This is a genomic window from Lysinibacillus sp. SGAir0095, assembly GCF_005491425.1.
Classification (GTDB): Bacteria; Bacillota; Bacilli; order Bacillales_A; family Planococcaceae; genus Ureibacillus.
The window spans coordinates 3,975,292-3,991,105 of record NZ_CP028083.1 but is presented as its reverse complement, the minus strand read 5'-3'; the positions used below and the strand labels follow the sequence as shown (position 1 = coordinate 3,991,105).

Genomic DNA, 15,814 nt, shown 5'->3' with positions numbered 1-15,814 from the left:
ATGAATTAATTGTTGAGCTTCGAAAAGTCGTTAGAGGACTTATACTAAAGGGAGGTAGGCTCCTTGATAGACGTTAATGAATTTGAATATATGAAAATTGGTTTAGCTTCACCAGACAAGATTCGTTCTTGGTCTTATGGAGAAGTAAAAAAACCTGAAACAATTAACTATCGTACGTTAAAACCAGAAAAAGATGGTCTGTTCTGTGAACGCATTTTCGGACCTACAAAAGACTGGGAATGTCACTGCGGTAAATACAAACGTGTTCGCTATAAAGGTGTAGTTTGTGACCGATGTGGTGTTGAAGTAACTCGTGCGAAAGTTCGTCGTGAACGTATGGGTCACATTGAACTTGCAGCACCTGTATCACATATTTGGTACTTTAAAGGTATTCCAAGCCGTATGGGACTTATCCTTGATATGTCACCTCGTGCATTGGAAGAAGTAATCTATTTTGCCTCATATGTTGTAATCGAAGCAGGCGATACTAGCTTAGATAAAAAACAACTTTTATCTGAAAAAGAATATCGCGCATACCGTGAAAAATTCGGTGCTACTTTCGAAGCGGCAATGGGTGCAGAGGCGATTAAAAAGCTTTTAGAAGCAATTGATCTAGAGGGCGAGACAAATACATTAAAAGAAGAACTAAAATCTGCTCAAGGTCAACGTCGTACTCGTGCGATTAAACGCCTTGAAGTAATTGAATCATTCCGTAATTCCGGTAACAAACCAGAATGGATGATTTTAGATGTACTTCCTGTTATTCCACCAGAGCTTCGTCCAATGGTGCAATTAGATGGTGGTCGTTTTGCAACTTCTGACTTAAACGATTTATACCGTCGTGTTATTAACCGTAACAACCGTTTAAAACGTCTTCTTGACCTTGGTGCTCCAAGCATCATCGTTCAAAACGAAAAACGTATGCTACAAGAAGCCGTAGACGCGCTAATCGACAATGGTCGTCGTGGTCGTCCGGTAACAGGTCCAGGTAACCGTCCTTTAAAATCCCTTTCACATATGCTAAAAGGGAAACAAGGTCGTTTCCGTCAAAACTTACTTGGTAAACGTGTAGACTATTCTGGTCGTTCCGTTATCGTAGTAGGTCCAAACTTAAAAATGTACCAATGTGGTCTTCCAAAAGAAATGGCGATCGAGTTATTCAAGCCTTTTGTTATGAAAGAGCTTGTTGAACGTGGTCTTGCCCATAACATTAAGAGTGCGAAACGCAAAATTGAACGTATGCACAACGAAGTTTGGGACGTTTTAGAAGATGTTATCCGTGAGCATCCAGTGTTGCTTAACCGTGCACCGACGCTTCACAGACTTGGTATCCAAGCTTTCGAGCCTACATTAGTAGAAGGCCGTGCGATTCGTCTTCATCCATTAGTATGTACAGCTTATAACGCTGACTTCGATGGTGACCAAATGGCGGTCCACGTCCCATTATCAGCTGAAGCACAAGCGGAAGCTCGTTTACTTATGTTAGCTGCTCAAAACATCTTAAACCCGAAAGATGGTAAACCGGTTGTTACGCCATCTCAGGATATGGTATTAGGTAACTATTACTTAACTCTTGAGCGTGAAGGCGCACGTGGTGAAGGTTCTGTTTTTTATGGTACAGATGAAGTGTTAATTGCATACCAAACAGGTAATGTACATTTACACACTCGTATTGCCGTTAAAGCAAGTTCATTAAACAATCCAACGTTTACTGAAGAGCAAAATAACCAGTTCTTATTAACAACGGTTGGTAAGGTGATTTTCAACGAAATTCTTCCTGAATCATTCCCTTACATTAATGAACCAACATCTGTGAATTTAGAGCAAAAAACGCCAGAACAATACTTTGCATCTTTAACAATAGATGAAGAAACATTACAACAGCTTAAAGAATCTGAAGGATACAACGAACTTTCGGATAGTGAAAAAGTTGAGGCTGAGCGTCGCGCAGTGTTAGTGAAACACTTTACTTCTGTTAAAACAATTAGCCCATTCCGCAAGAAATTCTTAGGTAATATCATTGCAGAAGTATTTAAAGAATTCCATATTACAGAAACTTCTAAAATGCTTGACCGTATGAAAGACCTAGGATTTAAATATTCAACTAAAGCCGGTATTACAGTTGCGATTTCAGATATCGTGGTATTACCAGAAAAAGGCGGAATCCTAGAAGAAGCACAGAAAAAAGTAGATAAAGTAATGGTTCAATTCCGCCGTGGTTTAATTACGGAGGAAGAACGTTATGATCGCGTCATTTCAAGTTGGTCTGCTGCGAAAGATGAAATTCAGTCTAAACTGATGGACTCTTTACCGGATACAAACCCAATCTTCATGATGAGTGACTCTGGTGCCCGTGGTAATGCATCCAACTTTACTCAGCTTGCAGGTATGCGTGGATTAATGGCCAACCCGGCTGGTCGTATTATCGAACTTCCGATCAAATCTTCATTCCGTGAAGGTTTAACAGTATTGGAATACTTCATCTCTACTCACGGTGCTCGTAAAGGTCTTGCCGATACAGCATTAAAAACAGCCGATTCAGGTTACTTAACTCGTCGTTTAGTAGACGTAGCACAAGATGTTATCGTCCGCGAAGACGATTGTGGAACGGATCGTGGTCTAACTATCGGTGCCTTAATGGAAGGTACAGAAGTTATTGAAACATTAGATGAGCGTATTATCGGTCGTCATACGAAGAAAACAATTTACCACCCAGAAACTGGTGCTGTCATTTTAAATCGTGACGAATTAATCACTCAAGATATTGCTCGTGTTATTGAAGATGCAGGTATTACAGAAGTGACAATTCGTTCAGCATTCACGTGTAATACAAAACACGGAGTATGTAAAAAATGTTATGGTATTAACCTAGCAACAGGGGAAGAGGTTGAAGTTGGGGAAGCGGTAGGTATTATTGCTGCTCAATCAATCGGTGAGCCTGGTACGCAGTTAACAATGCGTACATTCCATACTGGTGGGGTAGCTGGTAATGATATTACACAAGGTCTTCCACGTATCCAAGAGATTTTTGAGTCGCGTAATCCTAAAGGGCAAGCGGTAATCTCTGAAATCTCTGGTAAAGTTTCTGAAATTGAGGAAATCCGTGAAGGCTTGAAAGAAATTACAATCCAAGGTGAAATCGAAACTCGTAAGTACCAAGCGCCATATAATGCTCGCTTAAAAGTACAACTTGGAGACGAGATTAAACCCGGACAAACTCTATCAGAGGGTTCTATCGATCCTAAACAATTATTAAAAGTTAAGGACGTTGCCACTGTTCAAGAATACCTATTAAAAGAAGTACAAAAAGTATACCGTATGCAAGGGGTAGAAATTGGAGACAAACATATCGAAGTAATGGTACGCCAAATGCTTCGTAAAGTTCGTGTAATTGAAGCGGGGGATACAGATTTATTACCTGGCTCATTATTAGATATTCACCAATTCTCTGAGGCAAACAAAGATGTAATTCTAAGCGGTAAGGCGCCGGCAACTTGTCGTCCTGTTATCCTTGGTATTACGAAAGCGTCTCTTGAAACGGAATCATTCCTATCTGCTGCATCATTCCAAGAAACAACTCGTGTGTTAACGGATGCTGCAATTAAAGGTAAGCGTGATGAGCTTCTAGGTCTGAAAGAAAACGTAATTATCGGTAAACTAGTTCCAGCTGGTACTGGTATGCAACGTTACCGTCAAATTCGTATCGAAGAAGCAGAAGAAATGGAAGAACTTACTTCCGCAGAATAATTATTCATTTTATTTAAATGAAAATTAAAAATTCCTTGGGAGATCTACTCTTCTCCCAAGAGAATTTTAATAAAATATTTGACAGTTTAAATTGATAGTGTTAATATACTTAAGGTTGATAGTTAACTGTCTGTACTTTGGAGGATATGAAAATGTCTTATGAAAGAGTGAAGCAGGCTAGTAAAACAATCATAGGTACAAAGCAAGCAGTGAAAGCAATCCGGGCTGGTCAAGTTACAGAACTCTTTGTTGCACTCGATGCAGACAATTGGGTAACCGATCCAGTGGTTATTCTTGCAAAAGAAGTCGGCGTACCAGTGAGTCTCGTTGAGTCTAAAAAAGAACTTGGCAAAGCTTGTGGTATTCACGTTGGAGCTGCGGTTGTTGCAATCGCTGCAAGTTAGTTTTTGTGTAAAAACACAAAGACTTTGTTTTTACCCTAAAAATGAACCACCTGGATGTGTGGTATTAAAAAGGAATAAATGAAGGGAGGAAAAACCGATGCCTACAATTAACCAATTGGTACGTAAGCCTCGTAAATCCAAAACTACGAAATCAAATTCACCAGCGTTAAATAAGGGATATAACAGCTTTAAAAAATCTTTAACAGATGTTAACTCTCCACAAAAACGTGGTGTTTGTACACGTGTTGGTACTATGACACCTAAAAAACCAAACTCAGCGTTACGTAAATATGCTCGTGTACGCTTAACTAACCAAATTGAAGTTACAGCTTACATTCCTGGTGAAGGTCACAACTTACAAGAACACAGCGTAGTATTAATCCGCGGTGGACGAGTAAAAGACTTACCAGGGGTACGTTACCATATCGTACGTGGTGCTCTTGATACTGCTGGTGTAAACGGCCGTATGCAATCACGTTCTCTATACGGTACAAAACGTCCAAAAGAGAAAAAATAATTTAGTTTCCTAAAAGACAAACTAGCCTTTGTTATTTGTATGTAGATTGGAATTCATATGAATCGTGGCCACGGTTTTAATTCTAAGTATAAAGTACAAACGGCAATTTAATTATATAAAATAGATAATTTTCGAAAGGAGGAAAACACATGCCTCGTAAAGGTCCTGTTTCCAAACGTGACGTGTTACCAGATCCAATTTATAATTCGAAACTAGTAACTCGTTTAATCAACAAAATGATGATTGATGGTAAAAGAGGTACTTCTGAAAAGATTTTATACGGTGCGTTCCAATTAGTTCAAGAACGTTCTGGCAACAATCCAATCGAAGTATTCGAAGCTGCTTTAAACAACATTATGCCAGTTCTTGAAGTACGTGCTCGCCGTGTTGGTGGTTCAAACTACCAAGTACCAGTTGAAGTTCGTCCAGAACGTCGTGTTACTTTAGGTCTTCGTTATTTAGTTAACTATTCTCGTCTTCGTGGTGAAAAAACTATGGAAGAGCGTTTAGCTAACGAAATTCTTGATGCATCTAACAACACTGGTGCTTCAGTTAAAAAACGCGAAGATATGCACAAAATGGCAGAAGCAAACAAAGCATTCGCACACTATCGTTGGTAGTATTTTAGACTACGTGCTAGCTGCTGGCTAGTACGTAGATTTAAATATATATTCAAACAATAGTAACACCCAATATGGAAGGAGAAATTTCCTATGAAACGCGAATTCTCACTAGAGAATACACGTAATATTGGGATCATGGCTCACATTGATGCTGGTAAAACAACAACAACTGAGCGTATCCTTTATTACACTGGTAAGATTCACAAAATCGGTGAAACTCACGAAGGTGCTTCTCAAATGGACTGGATGGAACAAGAGCAAGAACGTGGTATTACTATCACTTCTGCTGCGACAACAGCTTCATGGAAAGGTAACCGTGTTAACATCATCGATACACCAGGACACGTAGACTTCACTGTAGAGGTTGAACGTTCTTTACGTGTACTTGATGGTGCAGTAACAGTACTTGATGCTCAATCAGGTGTTGAGCCACAAACTGAAACTGTATGGCGTCAAGCTACAACTTACGGAGTTCCACGTATTGTATTCGTTAACAAAATGGATAAAATTGGTGCAGACTTCCTGTATTCGGTAGGTACTCTTCATGATCGTCTACAAGCTAACGCTCACCCAATTCAATTAGCAATCGGTGCTGAAGATGCGTTCGAAGCAATTATCGATTTAGTTGAAATGAAAGCTATTTTCTATGGTAACGACCTTGGTACTGATATCCAAGAGCGTGAAATTCCAGAAGAATATAAAGCGCAAGCTGAAGAATACCGCGAAAAACTAATTGAAGCAGTTGCAGAATTAGATGAAGATCTTATGGAGAAATACTTCGCTGGTGAAGAAATCACTGTTGAAGAGCTTAAAGCTGGTATCCGTAAAGCTACACTATCTGTACAATTCTACCCAGTTATTTGTGGTACAGCATTTAAAAACAAAGGTGTTCAATTAATGCTTGATGCTGTAATTGACTATCTACCAGCTCCAACTGATGTAGAAGCAATTAAAGGTATCGATCCTGACACTGGTGAAGAAATTGTACGTCATTCTGACGATGCAGAGCCATTCTCAGCATTAGCATTCAAAGTAATGACTGACCCTTATGTTGGTAAGTTAACATTCTTCCGTGTGTATTCTGGTGTATTAGAATCAGGATCATACGTACAAAACTCTACAAAAGGTAAACGTGAACGTGTAGGTCGTATCCTGCAAATGCACGCTAACTCTCGTGAAGAAATTTCGAAAGTATTCTCTGGAGATATCGCTGCTGCTGTAGGTCTTAAAGATACTACTACTGGAGACACTCTTTGCGAAGAGAAAAATCTTGTTATTCTAGAGTCTATGGAATTCCCAGAACCAGTTATCTCTTTATCTGTAGAACCAAAATCTAAAGCTGACCAAGATAAAATGGGACAAGCTTTACAAAAACTTCAAGAAGAAGATCCAACTTTCCGTGCACATACTGACCAAGAAACTGGTCAAACAATCATCTCTGGTATGGGTGAGCTTCACCTTGATATCTTAGTTGACCGTATGAAACGTGAGTTCAAAGTAGAAGCTAACGTGGGTGCTCCACAGGTTTCTTACCGTGAAACTTTCCGTGGTTCAGCTGCAGTACAAGGTAAATTCACTCGCCAATCTGGTGGTCGTGGACAATACGGTGACGTTTGGATTGAATTCTCTCCAAATGAAGAAGGTAAAGGTTTTGAATTTGAAAACGCAGTAGTTGGTGGGGTTGTACCACGTGAATACATTCCAGCTGTTGAAGCGGGTCTTCGTGACTCACTTGACCGTGGTGTAATTGCTGGTTATCCATTAATCGACATTAAAGCGAAATTATATGATGGTTCTTACCATGATGTCGATTCAAACGAAATGGCCTTCAAAATCGCTGCATCTATGGCTCTTAAAGCAGCGGCTTCTAAATGTAGCCCAGTTCTTTTAGAACCTATTATGAAAGTAGAAGTAGTAATTCCTGAAGAATATCTTGGTGATATCATGGGTAACATCACTTCTCGTCGTGGACGTGTAGAAGGTATGGAAGCTCGCGGTAACGCACAAGTTGTTCGTGCAATGGTTCCACTTGCTGAAATGTTCGGATATGCGACTACATTACGTTCTGCAACACAAGGTCGTGGTGTATTCTCAATGGTATTCGATCACTATGAAGATGTACCAAAATCGATTTCTGAAGAAATCATCAAAAAAAATAAAGGTGAATAATTGAAATTTCATCTTGTATCAAGTATAAATAATTTGTAAGCTATGATTGACTGGCTGATAAGGGCCCTTTTCAGCCAGCAGTTATAACATAAAAAAATAATAAACTCATATTTAGGAGGCTAACTCTAATGGCTAAAGAAAAATTTGACCGTTCGAAAACGCATGCTAACATTGGTACAATCGGACACGTTGACCATGGTAAAACTACATTAACTGCAGCAATCGCTACAGTTCTTTCAAAAAAAATGGGTGGAGAAGCTAAATCATACGCTGATATCGATAACGCTCCAGAAGAAAAAGAACGTGGTATCACAATCAACACTTCTCACGTAGAATATGAAACTGAAGCTCGTCACTATGCACACGTTGACTGCCCAGGACACGCTGACTATGTTAAAAACATGATCACTGGTGCTGCTCAAATGGACGGCGGTATCTTAGTAGTATCTGCTGCTGATGGTCCAATGCCACAAACTCGTGAGCACATCCTTTTATCACGTCAAGTAGGTGTACCTTACTTAGTAGTATTCTTAAACAAATGTGATATGGTTGATGACGAAGAATTATTAGAATTAGTAGAAATGGAAGTACGTGATTTACTTTCTGAATACGAATTCCCAGGCGACGATCTACCAGTAATCAAAGGTTCTGCTCTTAAAGCTCTTGAAGGTGAAGCAGAATGGGAAGAAAAAATCGTTGAATTAATGAACGCTGTTGACGAGTATATCCCAACTCCAGAACGTCAAACTGACAAACCATTCATGATGCCAGTAGAGGACGTATTCTCTATCACTGGTCGTGGTACAGTTGCTACTGGTCGTGTAGAACGCGGTCAAGTTAAAGTTGGTGACGTAGTAGAAATCGTTGGTATCGACGAAGAAGCTAAATCTACAACTGTAACTGGTGTAGAAATGTTCCGTAAATTATTAGACTATGCTGAAGCTGGTGACAACATCGGTGCTTTACTTCGTGGGGTTGCTCGTGAAGATATCCAACGTGGACAAGTATTAGCTAAACCAGGCTCAATCACTCCACACACTACTTTCAAAGCAGAAGTTTACGTTTTATCAAAAGAAGAAGGTGGACGTCACACTCCATTCTTCTCTAACTACCGTCCTCAGTTCTACTTCCGTACAACTGACGTAACTGGTGTTATCAACTTACCAGAAGGCGTAGAAATGGTTATGCCTGGTGACAACATCGAAATGAACGTTGAGTTAATCTCTCCAATCGCTCTTGAAGAAGGTACTAAATTCTCTATCCGTGAGGGTGGCCGTACTGTTGGAGCTGGAGTAGTAGCTTCAATCCAAAAATAATAAAGTTTATAACTTAAACTTTCGACCAATTCGTGGGGACGCTCGCGAATTGGTTTTTTTTATGAAAAACAATACGCAAACCTACCTATAATAGAATTAATGTTGTAAAATTTTCCCTTAAAGATTACTCTCAATGTTACAATAGGTAAGAGGAGTGGTGATATGTTAACCAAGGTACTTTTAATTGAAGATAATCAATCAATTTTTGAAATGATTCAGGAACGCTTTATTAGCTGGCAAATGCAAATCATTGGCCCTCCCGACTTTCAAAAAGTGATGGATTATTTTATCGAAGAAAAACCACAGTTAGTCATTATTGATATACAATTACCCGCATATGATGGATTCCACTGGTGCAGGGAAATTCGTACGATCTCCAAAGTGCCTATCCTATTTTTATCTTCTCGGGATCATCCAATGGATATGGTGATGGCCATGCAGATGGGAGCAGACGACTTTATACAGAAGCCCTTTAATATGGATGTTTTGTTAGCGAAGGTACAAGCTATTTTACGACGCACATATGATTATACTGAAGAACAACCAGAGCTCATTCGATGGAATAGTGCAACGGTAGACTATAGTAAAGGGATTGTCCTGTTAGACAGTAAATCATGTGAGCTGACGAAAAATGAGCTCTTTATACTAAGATTGCTTTTACAACAGGTAGATAAAGTTGTTGCAAGGGATGAATTGATGCGCAAACTTTGGGATGATGAGCGCTTCGTTAACGATAACACGTTAACGGTCAATGTAAATCGTTTACGTATCAAACTTGAAGAGATAGGTTTAAAGGATGCTATTGTAACGAAAAAGGGCCTTGGTTATATGGCCATTACATTATAGAGGTGACAAATGTTTTTTCTATTGTTTTTAAAAGAGCGTTGGGCATGGATAACTTTTATCTTCATTTTACTCTTATTTATTAATATACTATTCTTTTTAGATGCGGGTTTCTCTGGGATATCGGTTAGTTATTTTAATATAATCACGCTAATGTTGGTACTATTCTTCTTAATTTGGCGGTACATTAAAGAAACTCAAGGGTTAGCTCATTTCCTGGGAAATTTGTCGAATCCAATAGAGTTCTTATATTCAGAAAACACTTCTCTTACACCTTTTCAACGGAAATATTTTGAGGAGCTCCTAAATGTTATTGAACAAAAAGAAAATCTATTGAATCAATCTAGAGTACAGCTACTGGAGGATACGGAAGCTCAACTCGCCTGGGTACATGAAATGAAAGCACCACTTACAGCGATGAAGCTGATGATCGAGCAGGTAGAGGATCTCAAGCTTCGCTCTAGGCTTGAGAATGAATGGATGAGAACACATTTGTTATTGGATCAACAATTACATCACACAAGGTTAGCTTCGATTGAAAAGGATAATCGTTTAGAGAAAGTTGCCTTGAAATCTGTCGTCTTCAAAGAAATACGCGAATTTCAGTCATGGTGTATGGATAAAGGGATTGGTTTTCAGATAGACGTGTTAGTGCAGGAGACTATTTCAGACAAGAAATGGCTATCCTTTATCGTACGTCAAATTCTTTCAAATGCTATAAAATATAGCCGAGAAAACAGTGAAATCAATATATACACGGAAATAGACGATGCAGGTCACTTGCTTCTGCACTTTAAAGACTTTGGAATCGGTATACGCCCTGAAGATTTACCTCGAATCTTCCAAAAGTCATACACTGGGACAATAGGGCGTGAATCTGTACAATCAACGGGGATGGGTCTTTATTTAGCACAAAAGGCTTGTGAAAGTCTTGGAATTGCGATATTAGTTAATTCCGAGTTAAATAAAGGGTCAGTTTTCACATTAAAACTCCCATTACAAAATGAATATCAAAATAGTTTCGGTAGATGACAAAATTGTCACCTACCCTTTATTTTTGTCATTTAAATCGGAGGTAGAAAGAATATATCAGCTGTACAATGAAGATAATTAAAGAAAGGGGAGAATGATGAAGTGTCGGTTTTAGTTGGTAGAAAGATAAGAAAAATATATGGAAAAAAATCAACAGCACAAGAGGTACTAAAAGGTATTGATATAGAAGTAAGTAAAGGTGAATTTGTTGGAATCATGGGGCCATCTGGATCAGGTAAAACAACTCTATTAAATGTATTATGCTCGATTGATCACCCAACAGAAGGCGTGGTAGAAATCAATGGCCAAAGCTTGAATGGGATGAAAGAAAAGGAACTTGCTCGATTTAGACGTGAACAGCTAGGGTTCATCTTCCAAGATTATAATCTACTCGATACGTTAACAATGAAAGAGAACATTTTACTACCATTTTCTATTAGTAAGCTGCCAAGAGCAGTTGCGGAAAGTCGGTTGAAGGAGATTGTCGGTTTACTAGGAATTGAAGATATCCTAAATAAATATCCAAATGAAGCGTCAGGGGGACAGAAGCAAAGAACTTCAGCTGCGCGTGCCTTAATAACAAACCCTGCCTTAGTGTTCGCCGACGAGCCTACAGGTGCCCTGGATTCAAAATCGGCGACAGCATTATTAACGAATTTAGAAAAAATAAATCAACAAAAATCAGTTACAATCATGATGGTAACACATGACTCGGTTGCTGCAAGTTTCTGTTCACGGGTGCTATTTTTAAAGGATGGTGCAATCTACACTGAACTTTATAGAGGCGATAAAACTAGACAACAATTTTTCCAACAAATTATGAGTACGCAAAGTGTACTAGGTGGTGATGGTTATGACGCTTAGTCGATTAGTTTTCCGAAGTATGCGAAAGAACCTCAAGCAGTATTATTTATACTTCTTTGCTCTTATTTTTAGTGTGACGCTGTGCTTTTCCTTTACCACATTACAATATAATCCGAGTGTAACTGAGGCACTAGAACGAAGTGGAACAGCAAATGCAGGTTTCAGTGCTGCAAGCTATATTTTATATGTAATTATTACGTTGTTTGTTCTTTACGCAAGCCAACTTTTCATGAAAAGAAGAAGTAAAGAGATTGGTCTATATCAACTAATCGGAATGACAAAGGGATTAGTTGTTCGTTTAATTGCATTAGAAAATATTGTTCTATTTGTATTAGCAGTTTGTATAGGAATGATTTTTGGCTTTTTAAGTTCCCGATTATTTGCCATGATTCTAATTAAAATGTTGGAGATTGATATGGTGATCAATCTATCCTTTTCCCAGGAAGCATTCAAACAATCGGTTACAATCTTCGCGATTCTATTAGTAGTAATTATCTTGCAGCTAGTCTGGATGGTACGACGAGTTTCATTATTATCTTTGTTTAGTGCTTCAAAAAGAGCTGATGAGCGAGTGAAACGATTTAGTATCTTCCAATCAGTGATGGGGTTAATAGGGTTGCTTTTAATTGCCTTTGGATATTATTTTTCAACAATTTTATTTGATGTTAAATCAGGAATCTTAAATAATTTGTTTTTAAACATGATTATCATATTAGCTGCCACTATGTTAGGTACATTCCTTTTCTTCCGTTATTCTGTTTCGCTTGTAATGAATGGGATACGTGCAAAAAAGAAAGGTCATTTGAAAGTAACGGATGTATTAGCAGTAACGCCTATTATGCATCGAATGAAAGGAAATTCGAAATCACTTACACTCATCACACTATTAACGGGATTAGCAGTGGGAATAATGAGTTTATCTTATATTTCATACTATTCCTCAGGAACAAATGCCAGACAGTCATCACCATATGACTATATTCTATTAAACAACAAAGGTACCGAGTTTATAGAGCAATTAGAGAGTAAAGGAATCGAATTCGAACAAGACACATATAGCATTTCGAGTGTAATGCTTAATATTAGGGATTTGGTATCGGATCATTTAGAAGAAATTACTTTATTTGAAGGAGAATCGGAAACTACCGTTGTTTCTTTAAGTCAATTACACCAAGTAGAACCGGATGTACAGCTCGCGGAAGGGGAAGCTTTATTAACCAGCTATGTTAATGTCTTGGCCGAGATATTGCCCCTAAAAGCCGGAAAAGAAATTACAGTTAAAGCAGGCGAGACCGAGGTACCGTTATATATCAAAGAAATACGAGAAGATTTTATGCTATCAGAACAAGTAACATTCGGAAGTCCAATATTAGTAGTAACGGATGAAGTATTTGAAGAGATAAAGTTAAAAAGTCTACAAGAAACTAAATACACTTCTCAAATAGGTATAAATCTTATCGATGAGCAAGATAAGGACCAAGCTGAAGAGATTTATAAAGATCTAGAAGATGAAAGAACTATAGTGATTGCAGAAGAAAATAATTATAGCTTTGCCTTGCAATCCTATGAAGAAATAAGAAAAAGAAATATTACATCCTTAGGATTAACCATCTTTGTTACGGCCTTTTTAGGACTTGCCTTTTTACTAACTACAGGCAGTATCCTGTACTTTAAACAAATGGCAGAAGCAGAGGATGAAAGAGAATCTTACAAAACTCTTCGTAAGATCGGATTTTCGACAAATGATCTATTAAAGGGAATTTACGCAAAACAATTATTTAATTTTGGGGTACCATTAGCTATTGGTTTATTACACAGTTACTTTGCAGTAAAATCTGGCTGGTGGCTATTTGGTACAGAGCTGGTTGCACCGTTAGTTATTATAATGACTCTTTATATAATCATGTATGCAGTATTTGCGATCCTTTCAATACAATACTATAAGAAGGTAGTAAGAGAATCATTATAATAGAAGAAACTCTATTTATATAGGTAAGATATTTGAATAGTATAATAAATCGCTTCCTGCACAAACGGGAAGCGATTTTACATATTAAAGGAATCGGAACTCAAATTACCACTTATAAAGTATGAAGAAATGTTTGATATAGTATAAGATTTCTTATATACTAATAAAGGCTTTGAAACATTATGTAGAAAAGCGAAGTATAAAAGACGACAATTGAAAAGAATTTAGCAAAAACACTTGCTTATTCTTTTTTTATTGTATATAATGTTGAATGTTGGTCTTTGACTGCGATGAAGCGGGAGGTTGCCGACACACCCGGCCGCTTTGCCATGGCGAGTGTGTGGGAAATTTTCGTGGAGAATGTCTAGTAATTAGGCGAAAAAAAGGAGGGAAAATTATGGCAAAACAAAAGATTCGTATCCGTTTAAAAGCGTATGATCACCGTGTTTTAGATCAATCTGCTGAGAAAATTGTGGAAACTGCTAAACGTTCAGGTGCTAGTGTATCAGGTCCGATTCCGTTACCAACTGAAAAATCTGTGTACACAATTCTTCGTGCGGTTCACAAGTACAAAGATTCTCGTGAACAATTCGAAATGCGTACGCATAAACGTTTAATCGACATCATTAACCCAACACCACAAACTGTTGATGCGTTAATGAAACTTGATTTACCATCTGGCGTTGATATTGAAATCAAACTTTAATGGTAAAAACAAATAGAATTTTTTAATAATCACAGGAGGTGTGACAAATGGCTAAAGGAATCTTAGGTAGAAAAGTTGGTATGACACAAGTTTTCGCTGAGAATGGTGATTTAATCCCTGTAACAGTTATCGAAGCTACTCCAAACGTAGTTCTTCAAAAGAAAACTGTTGAAACAGACGGTTACGAAGCAATTCAAGTTGGTTTCGAAGACAAGCGCGTAAAGCTTTCTAACAAACCAGAACAAGGTCACGTAGCAAAAGCGAATACTGCTCCTAAGCGCTTCATTCGTGAATTCCGCAACGTAAGTGTGGAAGAGTACGAGGTTGGTCAAGAAGTCAAAGTAGAAATTTTCGCAGAAGGCGATGTAGTAGATGTAACAGGTGTTACTAAAGGTAAAGGTTTCCAGGGTGTTATTAAACGCCACGGACAATCTCGTGGTCCTATGGCCCACGGTTCTCGTTACCACCGTCGTCCTGGTTCAATGGGTCCAGTTGCTCCGAACCGCGTATTCAAACAAAAGAATTTACCTGGTCAAATGGGTGGAAATGTAGTTACAATCCAAAACATCGAAATCGTAAAAGTAGATGCTGAGCGTAACTTACTACTTGTTAAAGGTAATGTTCCTGGTTCTCGTAAAGCATTAGTTACAGTGAAAACTGCTGTAAAATCTAAATAATTTCTCGAAGAAAGGAGGAAACAGGAATGACAAAAGTATCTGTACTTAGTCAAACAGGCGCTTCTGTAGGTGAAATCGAATTAAACGATTTAGTATTCGGTATTGAGCCAAATGAAGCAGTATTATTCGACGCAGTAGTAGCACAACGCGCTTCTCTACGTCAAGGTAATCATAAAGTTAAAAACCGTTCTGAAGTTGCTGGTGGTGGACGTAAACCATGGCGCCAAAAAGGAACTGGTCGTGCTCGTCAAGGTTCTATCCGCTCTCCACAATGGCGTGGCGGTGGTACTGTATTCGGTCCAACTCCACGTAGCTACAGCTACAAATTACCGAAAAAAGTTCGTCGTTTAGCTCTTAAATCAGCTTTATCAGCTAAAGTTGGAGAACAAAACTTATTAGTTCTTGATGCATTGCAATTAGCTGCACCAAAAACAAAAGATTTCAAAGCGATTTTAGGTAACCTAAACATCGAAAAGAAAGCTTTATTCGTTACAGCTGAATTAGATGAAAACGTAGCATTATCTGCTCGTAACATCCCTGGCGTAACTGTTTTAACGGCTTCTGGAATCAACGTTCTTGATCTTTTAGGTCACGAAAAAGTTGTATTCACAAAAGCTGCTGTAGAAAAAGTTGAGGAGGTGCTTGGATAATGGAAGCACGTGATATTCTAAAACGTCCGGTCATTACTGAGCGTTCTTCTGAGCTTATGGCTGAGAAAAAATACACTTTTGAAGTTGATGTTCGCGCTAACAAAACTCAAGTTAAAGATGCTGTACAAGAAATCTTTGGCGTAACAGTTGATAAAGTTAACATCATGAACTACAAAGGTAAATTTAAACGTGTTGGTAAATTCGGCGGATACACTAACAAACGTCGTAAAGCAATCGTTAAATTAACTGCTGATAGCAAAGAAATCGAAATTTTTGATATCTAATTTCCGACAAGGA

General features: G+C 38.3%; 14 protein-coding genes. All 14 read left to right on the top strand.

Going from position 1 to position 15,814, the window contains the following annotated elements; translation table 11 throughout:
- The first annotated feature begins 63 nt into the window (after positions 1–63).
- The 14 genes from rpoC to rplW all read left to right on the top strand — a co-directional run bounded on the left by rpoC (position 64) and on the right by rplW (position 15,801).
- Entirely contained in the window at positions 64–3,747 is a 3,684-nt protein-coding gene (gene rpoC, locus C1N55_RS19660; protein WP_137730347.1) for a DNA-directed RNA polymerase subunit beta', read from the top strand.
- 152 nt (positions 3,748–3,899) lie between these two features.
- Positions 3,900–4,151: a ribosomal L7Ae/L30e/S12e/Gadd45 family protein gene (locus C1N55_RS19655; protein ID WP_107932285.1), complete on the top strand. Its 252-nt coding sequence runs from the start codon at positions 3,900–3,902 to the stop codon at positions 4,149–4,151.
- A 97-nt stretch (positions 4,152–4,248) separates the two neighbouring features.
- The gene (rpsL, locus tag C1N55_RS19650; protein ID WP_036200765.1) at positions 4,249–4,668 is read left to right on the top strand and encodes a 30S ribosomal protein S12; all 420 of its coding nucleotides are present in this window, start codon (positions 4,249–4,251) and stop codon (positions 4,666–4,668) included.
- A 149-nt stretch (positions 4,669–4,817) separates the two neighbouring features.
- Positions 4,818–5,288 carry a 30S ribosomal protein S7 gene (gene rpsG, locus C1N55_RS19645; RefSeq protein WP_137730346.1) on the top strand — a complete coding sequence of 157 codons (471 nt, stop codon included), beginning with the start codon at positions 4,818–4,820 and terminating at the stop codon, positions 5,286–5,288.
- A 93-nt stretch (positions 5,289–5,381) separates the two neighbouring features.
- Positions 5,382–7,460, top strand: coding sequence for an elongation factor G (gene fusA / locus C1N55_RS19640; RefSeq protein ID WP_137730345.1), 2,079 nt, complete (start codon positions 5,382–5,384; stop codon positions 7,458–7,460).
- Between the two features lie 128 nt (positions 7,461–7,588).
- Positions 7,589–8,776: an elongation factor Tu gene (gene tuf / locus C1N55_RS19635; RefSeq protein ID WP_137730344.1), complete on the top strand. Its 1,188-nt coding sequence runs from the start codon at positions 7,589–7,591 to the stop codon at positions 8,774–8,776.
- 162 nt (positions 8,777–8,938) lie between these two features.
- On the top strand, positions 8,939–9,622 hold the full coding sequence (locus C1N55_RS19630) for a response regulator transcription factor (protein WP_137730343.1): 684 nt from the start codon (positions 8,939–8,941) through the stop codon (positions 9,620–9,622).
- Positions 9,623–9,631: 9 nt separating this feature from the next.
- Entirely contained in the window at positions 9,632–10,651 is a 1,020-nt protein-coding gene (locus tag C1N55_RS19625) for a sensor histidine kinase (RefSeq protein WP_137730342.1), read from the top strand.
- Between the two features lie 102 nt (positions 10,652–10,753).
- Positions 10,754–11,515 carry an ABC transporter ATP-binding protein gene (locus C1N55_RS19620; protein WP_137730341.1) on the top strand — a complete coding sequence of 254 codons (762 nt, stop codon included), beginning with the start codon at positions 10,754–10,756 and terminating at the stop codon, positions 11,513–11,515.
- Positions 11,505–13,484, top strand: a complete 1,980-nt coding sequence (locus C1N55_RS19615) for an FtsX-like permease family protein (protein WP_137730340.1) — start codon at positions 11,505–11,507, stop codon at positions 13,482–13,484. Before C1N55_RS19620 ends, C1N55_RS19615 begins: the two co-directional genes overlap by 11 nt.
- A 397-nt stretch (positions 13,485–13,881) precedes the next feature.
- Positions 13,882–14,190, top strand: coding sequence for a 30S ribosomal protein S10 (gene rpsJ / locus C1N55_RS19610; RefSeq protein WP_036172433.1), 309 nt, complete (start codon positions 13,882–13,884; stop codon positions 14,188–14,190).
- A 47-nt stretch (positions 14,191–14,237) separates the two neighbouring features.
- A complete protein-coding gene (gene rplC / locus C1N55_RS19605; RefSeq protein ID WP_137730339.1) occupies positions 14,238–14,867 on the top strand; it encodes a 50S ribosomal protein L3 in 630 nt (209 codons plus the stop codon).
- 26 nt (positions 14,868–14,893) lie between these two features.
- Positions 14,894–15,517 carry a 50S ribosomal protein L4 gene (gene rplD / locus C1N55_RS19600; protein WP_137730338.1) on the top strand — a complete coding sequence of 208 codons (624 nt, stop codon included), beginning with the start codon at positions 14,894–14,896 and terminating at the stop codon, positions 15,515–15,517.
- Complete coding sequence (gene rplW / locus C1N55_RS19595; protein WP_036200753.1) at positions 15,517–15,801, top strand: 50S ribosomal protein L23; 285 nt, start codon at positions 15,517–15,519, stop codon at positions 15,799–15,801. The genes rplD and rplW overlap by 1 nt, the downstream gene beginning before the upstream one ends.
- The last annotated feature ends 13 nt before the right edge of the window (positions 15,802–15,814 follow it).

Coding starts and splice junctions, on each gene's coding strand:
- C1N55_RS19655 (WP_107932285.1), top strand. CDS start 3,900: ATGTCTTATGAAAGAGTGAAGCAGGCTAGTAAAACAATCATAGGTACA.
- rpsL (WP_036200765.1), top strand. CDS start 4,249: ATGCCTACAATTAACCAATTGGTACGTAAGCCTCGTAAATCCAAAACT.
- rpsG (WP_137730346.1), top strand. CDS start 4,818: ATGCCTCGTAAAGGTCCTGTTTCCAAACGTGACGTGTTACCAGATCCA.
- fusA (WP_137730345.1), top strand. CDS start 5,382: ATGAAACGCGAATTCTCACTAGAGAATACACGTAATATTGGGATCATG.
- tuf (WP_137730344.1), top strand. CDS start 7,589: ATGGCTAAAGAAAAATTTGACCGTTCGAAAACGCATGCTAACATTGGT.
- C1N55_RS19630 (WP_137730343.1), top strand. CDS start 8,939: ATGTTAACCAAGGTACTTTTAATTGAAGATAATCAATCAATTTTTGAA.
- C1N55_RS19625 (WP_137730342.1), top strand. CDS start 9,632: ATGTTTTTTCTATTGTTTTTAAAAGAGCGTTGGGCATGGATAACTTTT.
- C1N55_RS19615 (WP_137730340.1), top strand. CDS start 11,505: ATGACGCTTAGTCGATTAGTTTTCCGAAGTATGCGAAAGAACCTCAAG.
- rpsJ (WP_036172433.1), top strand. CDS start 13,882: ATGGCAAAACAAAAGATTCGTATCCGTTTAAAAGCGTATGATCACCGT.
- rplC (WP_137730339.1), top strand. CDS start 14,238: ATGGCTAAAGGAATCTTAGGTAGAAAAGTTGGTATGACACAAGTTTTC.
- rplD (WP_137730338.1), top strand. CDS start 14,894: ATGACAAAAGTATCTGTACTTAGTCAAACAGGCGCTTCTGTAGGTGAA.
- rplW (WP_036200753.1), top strand. CDS start 15,517: ATGGAAGCACGTGATATTCTAAAACGTCCGGTCATTACTGAGCGTTCT.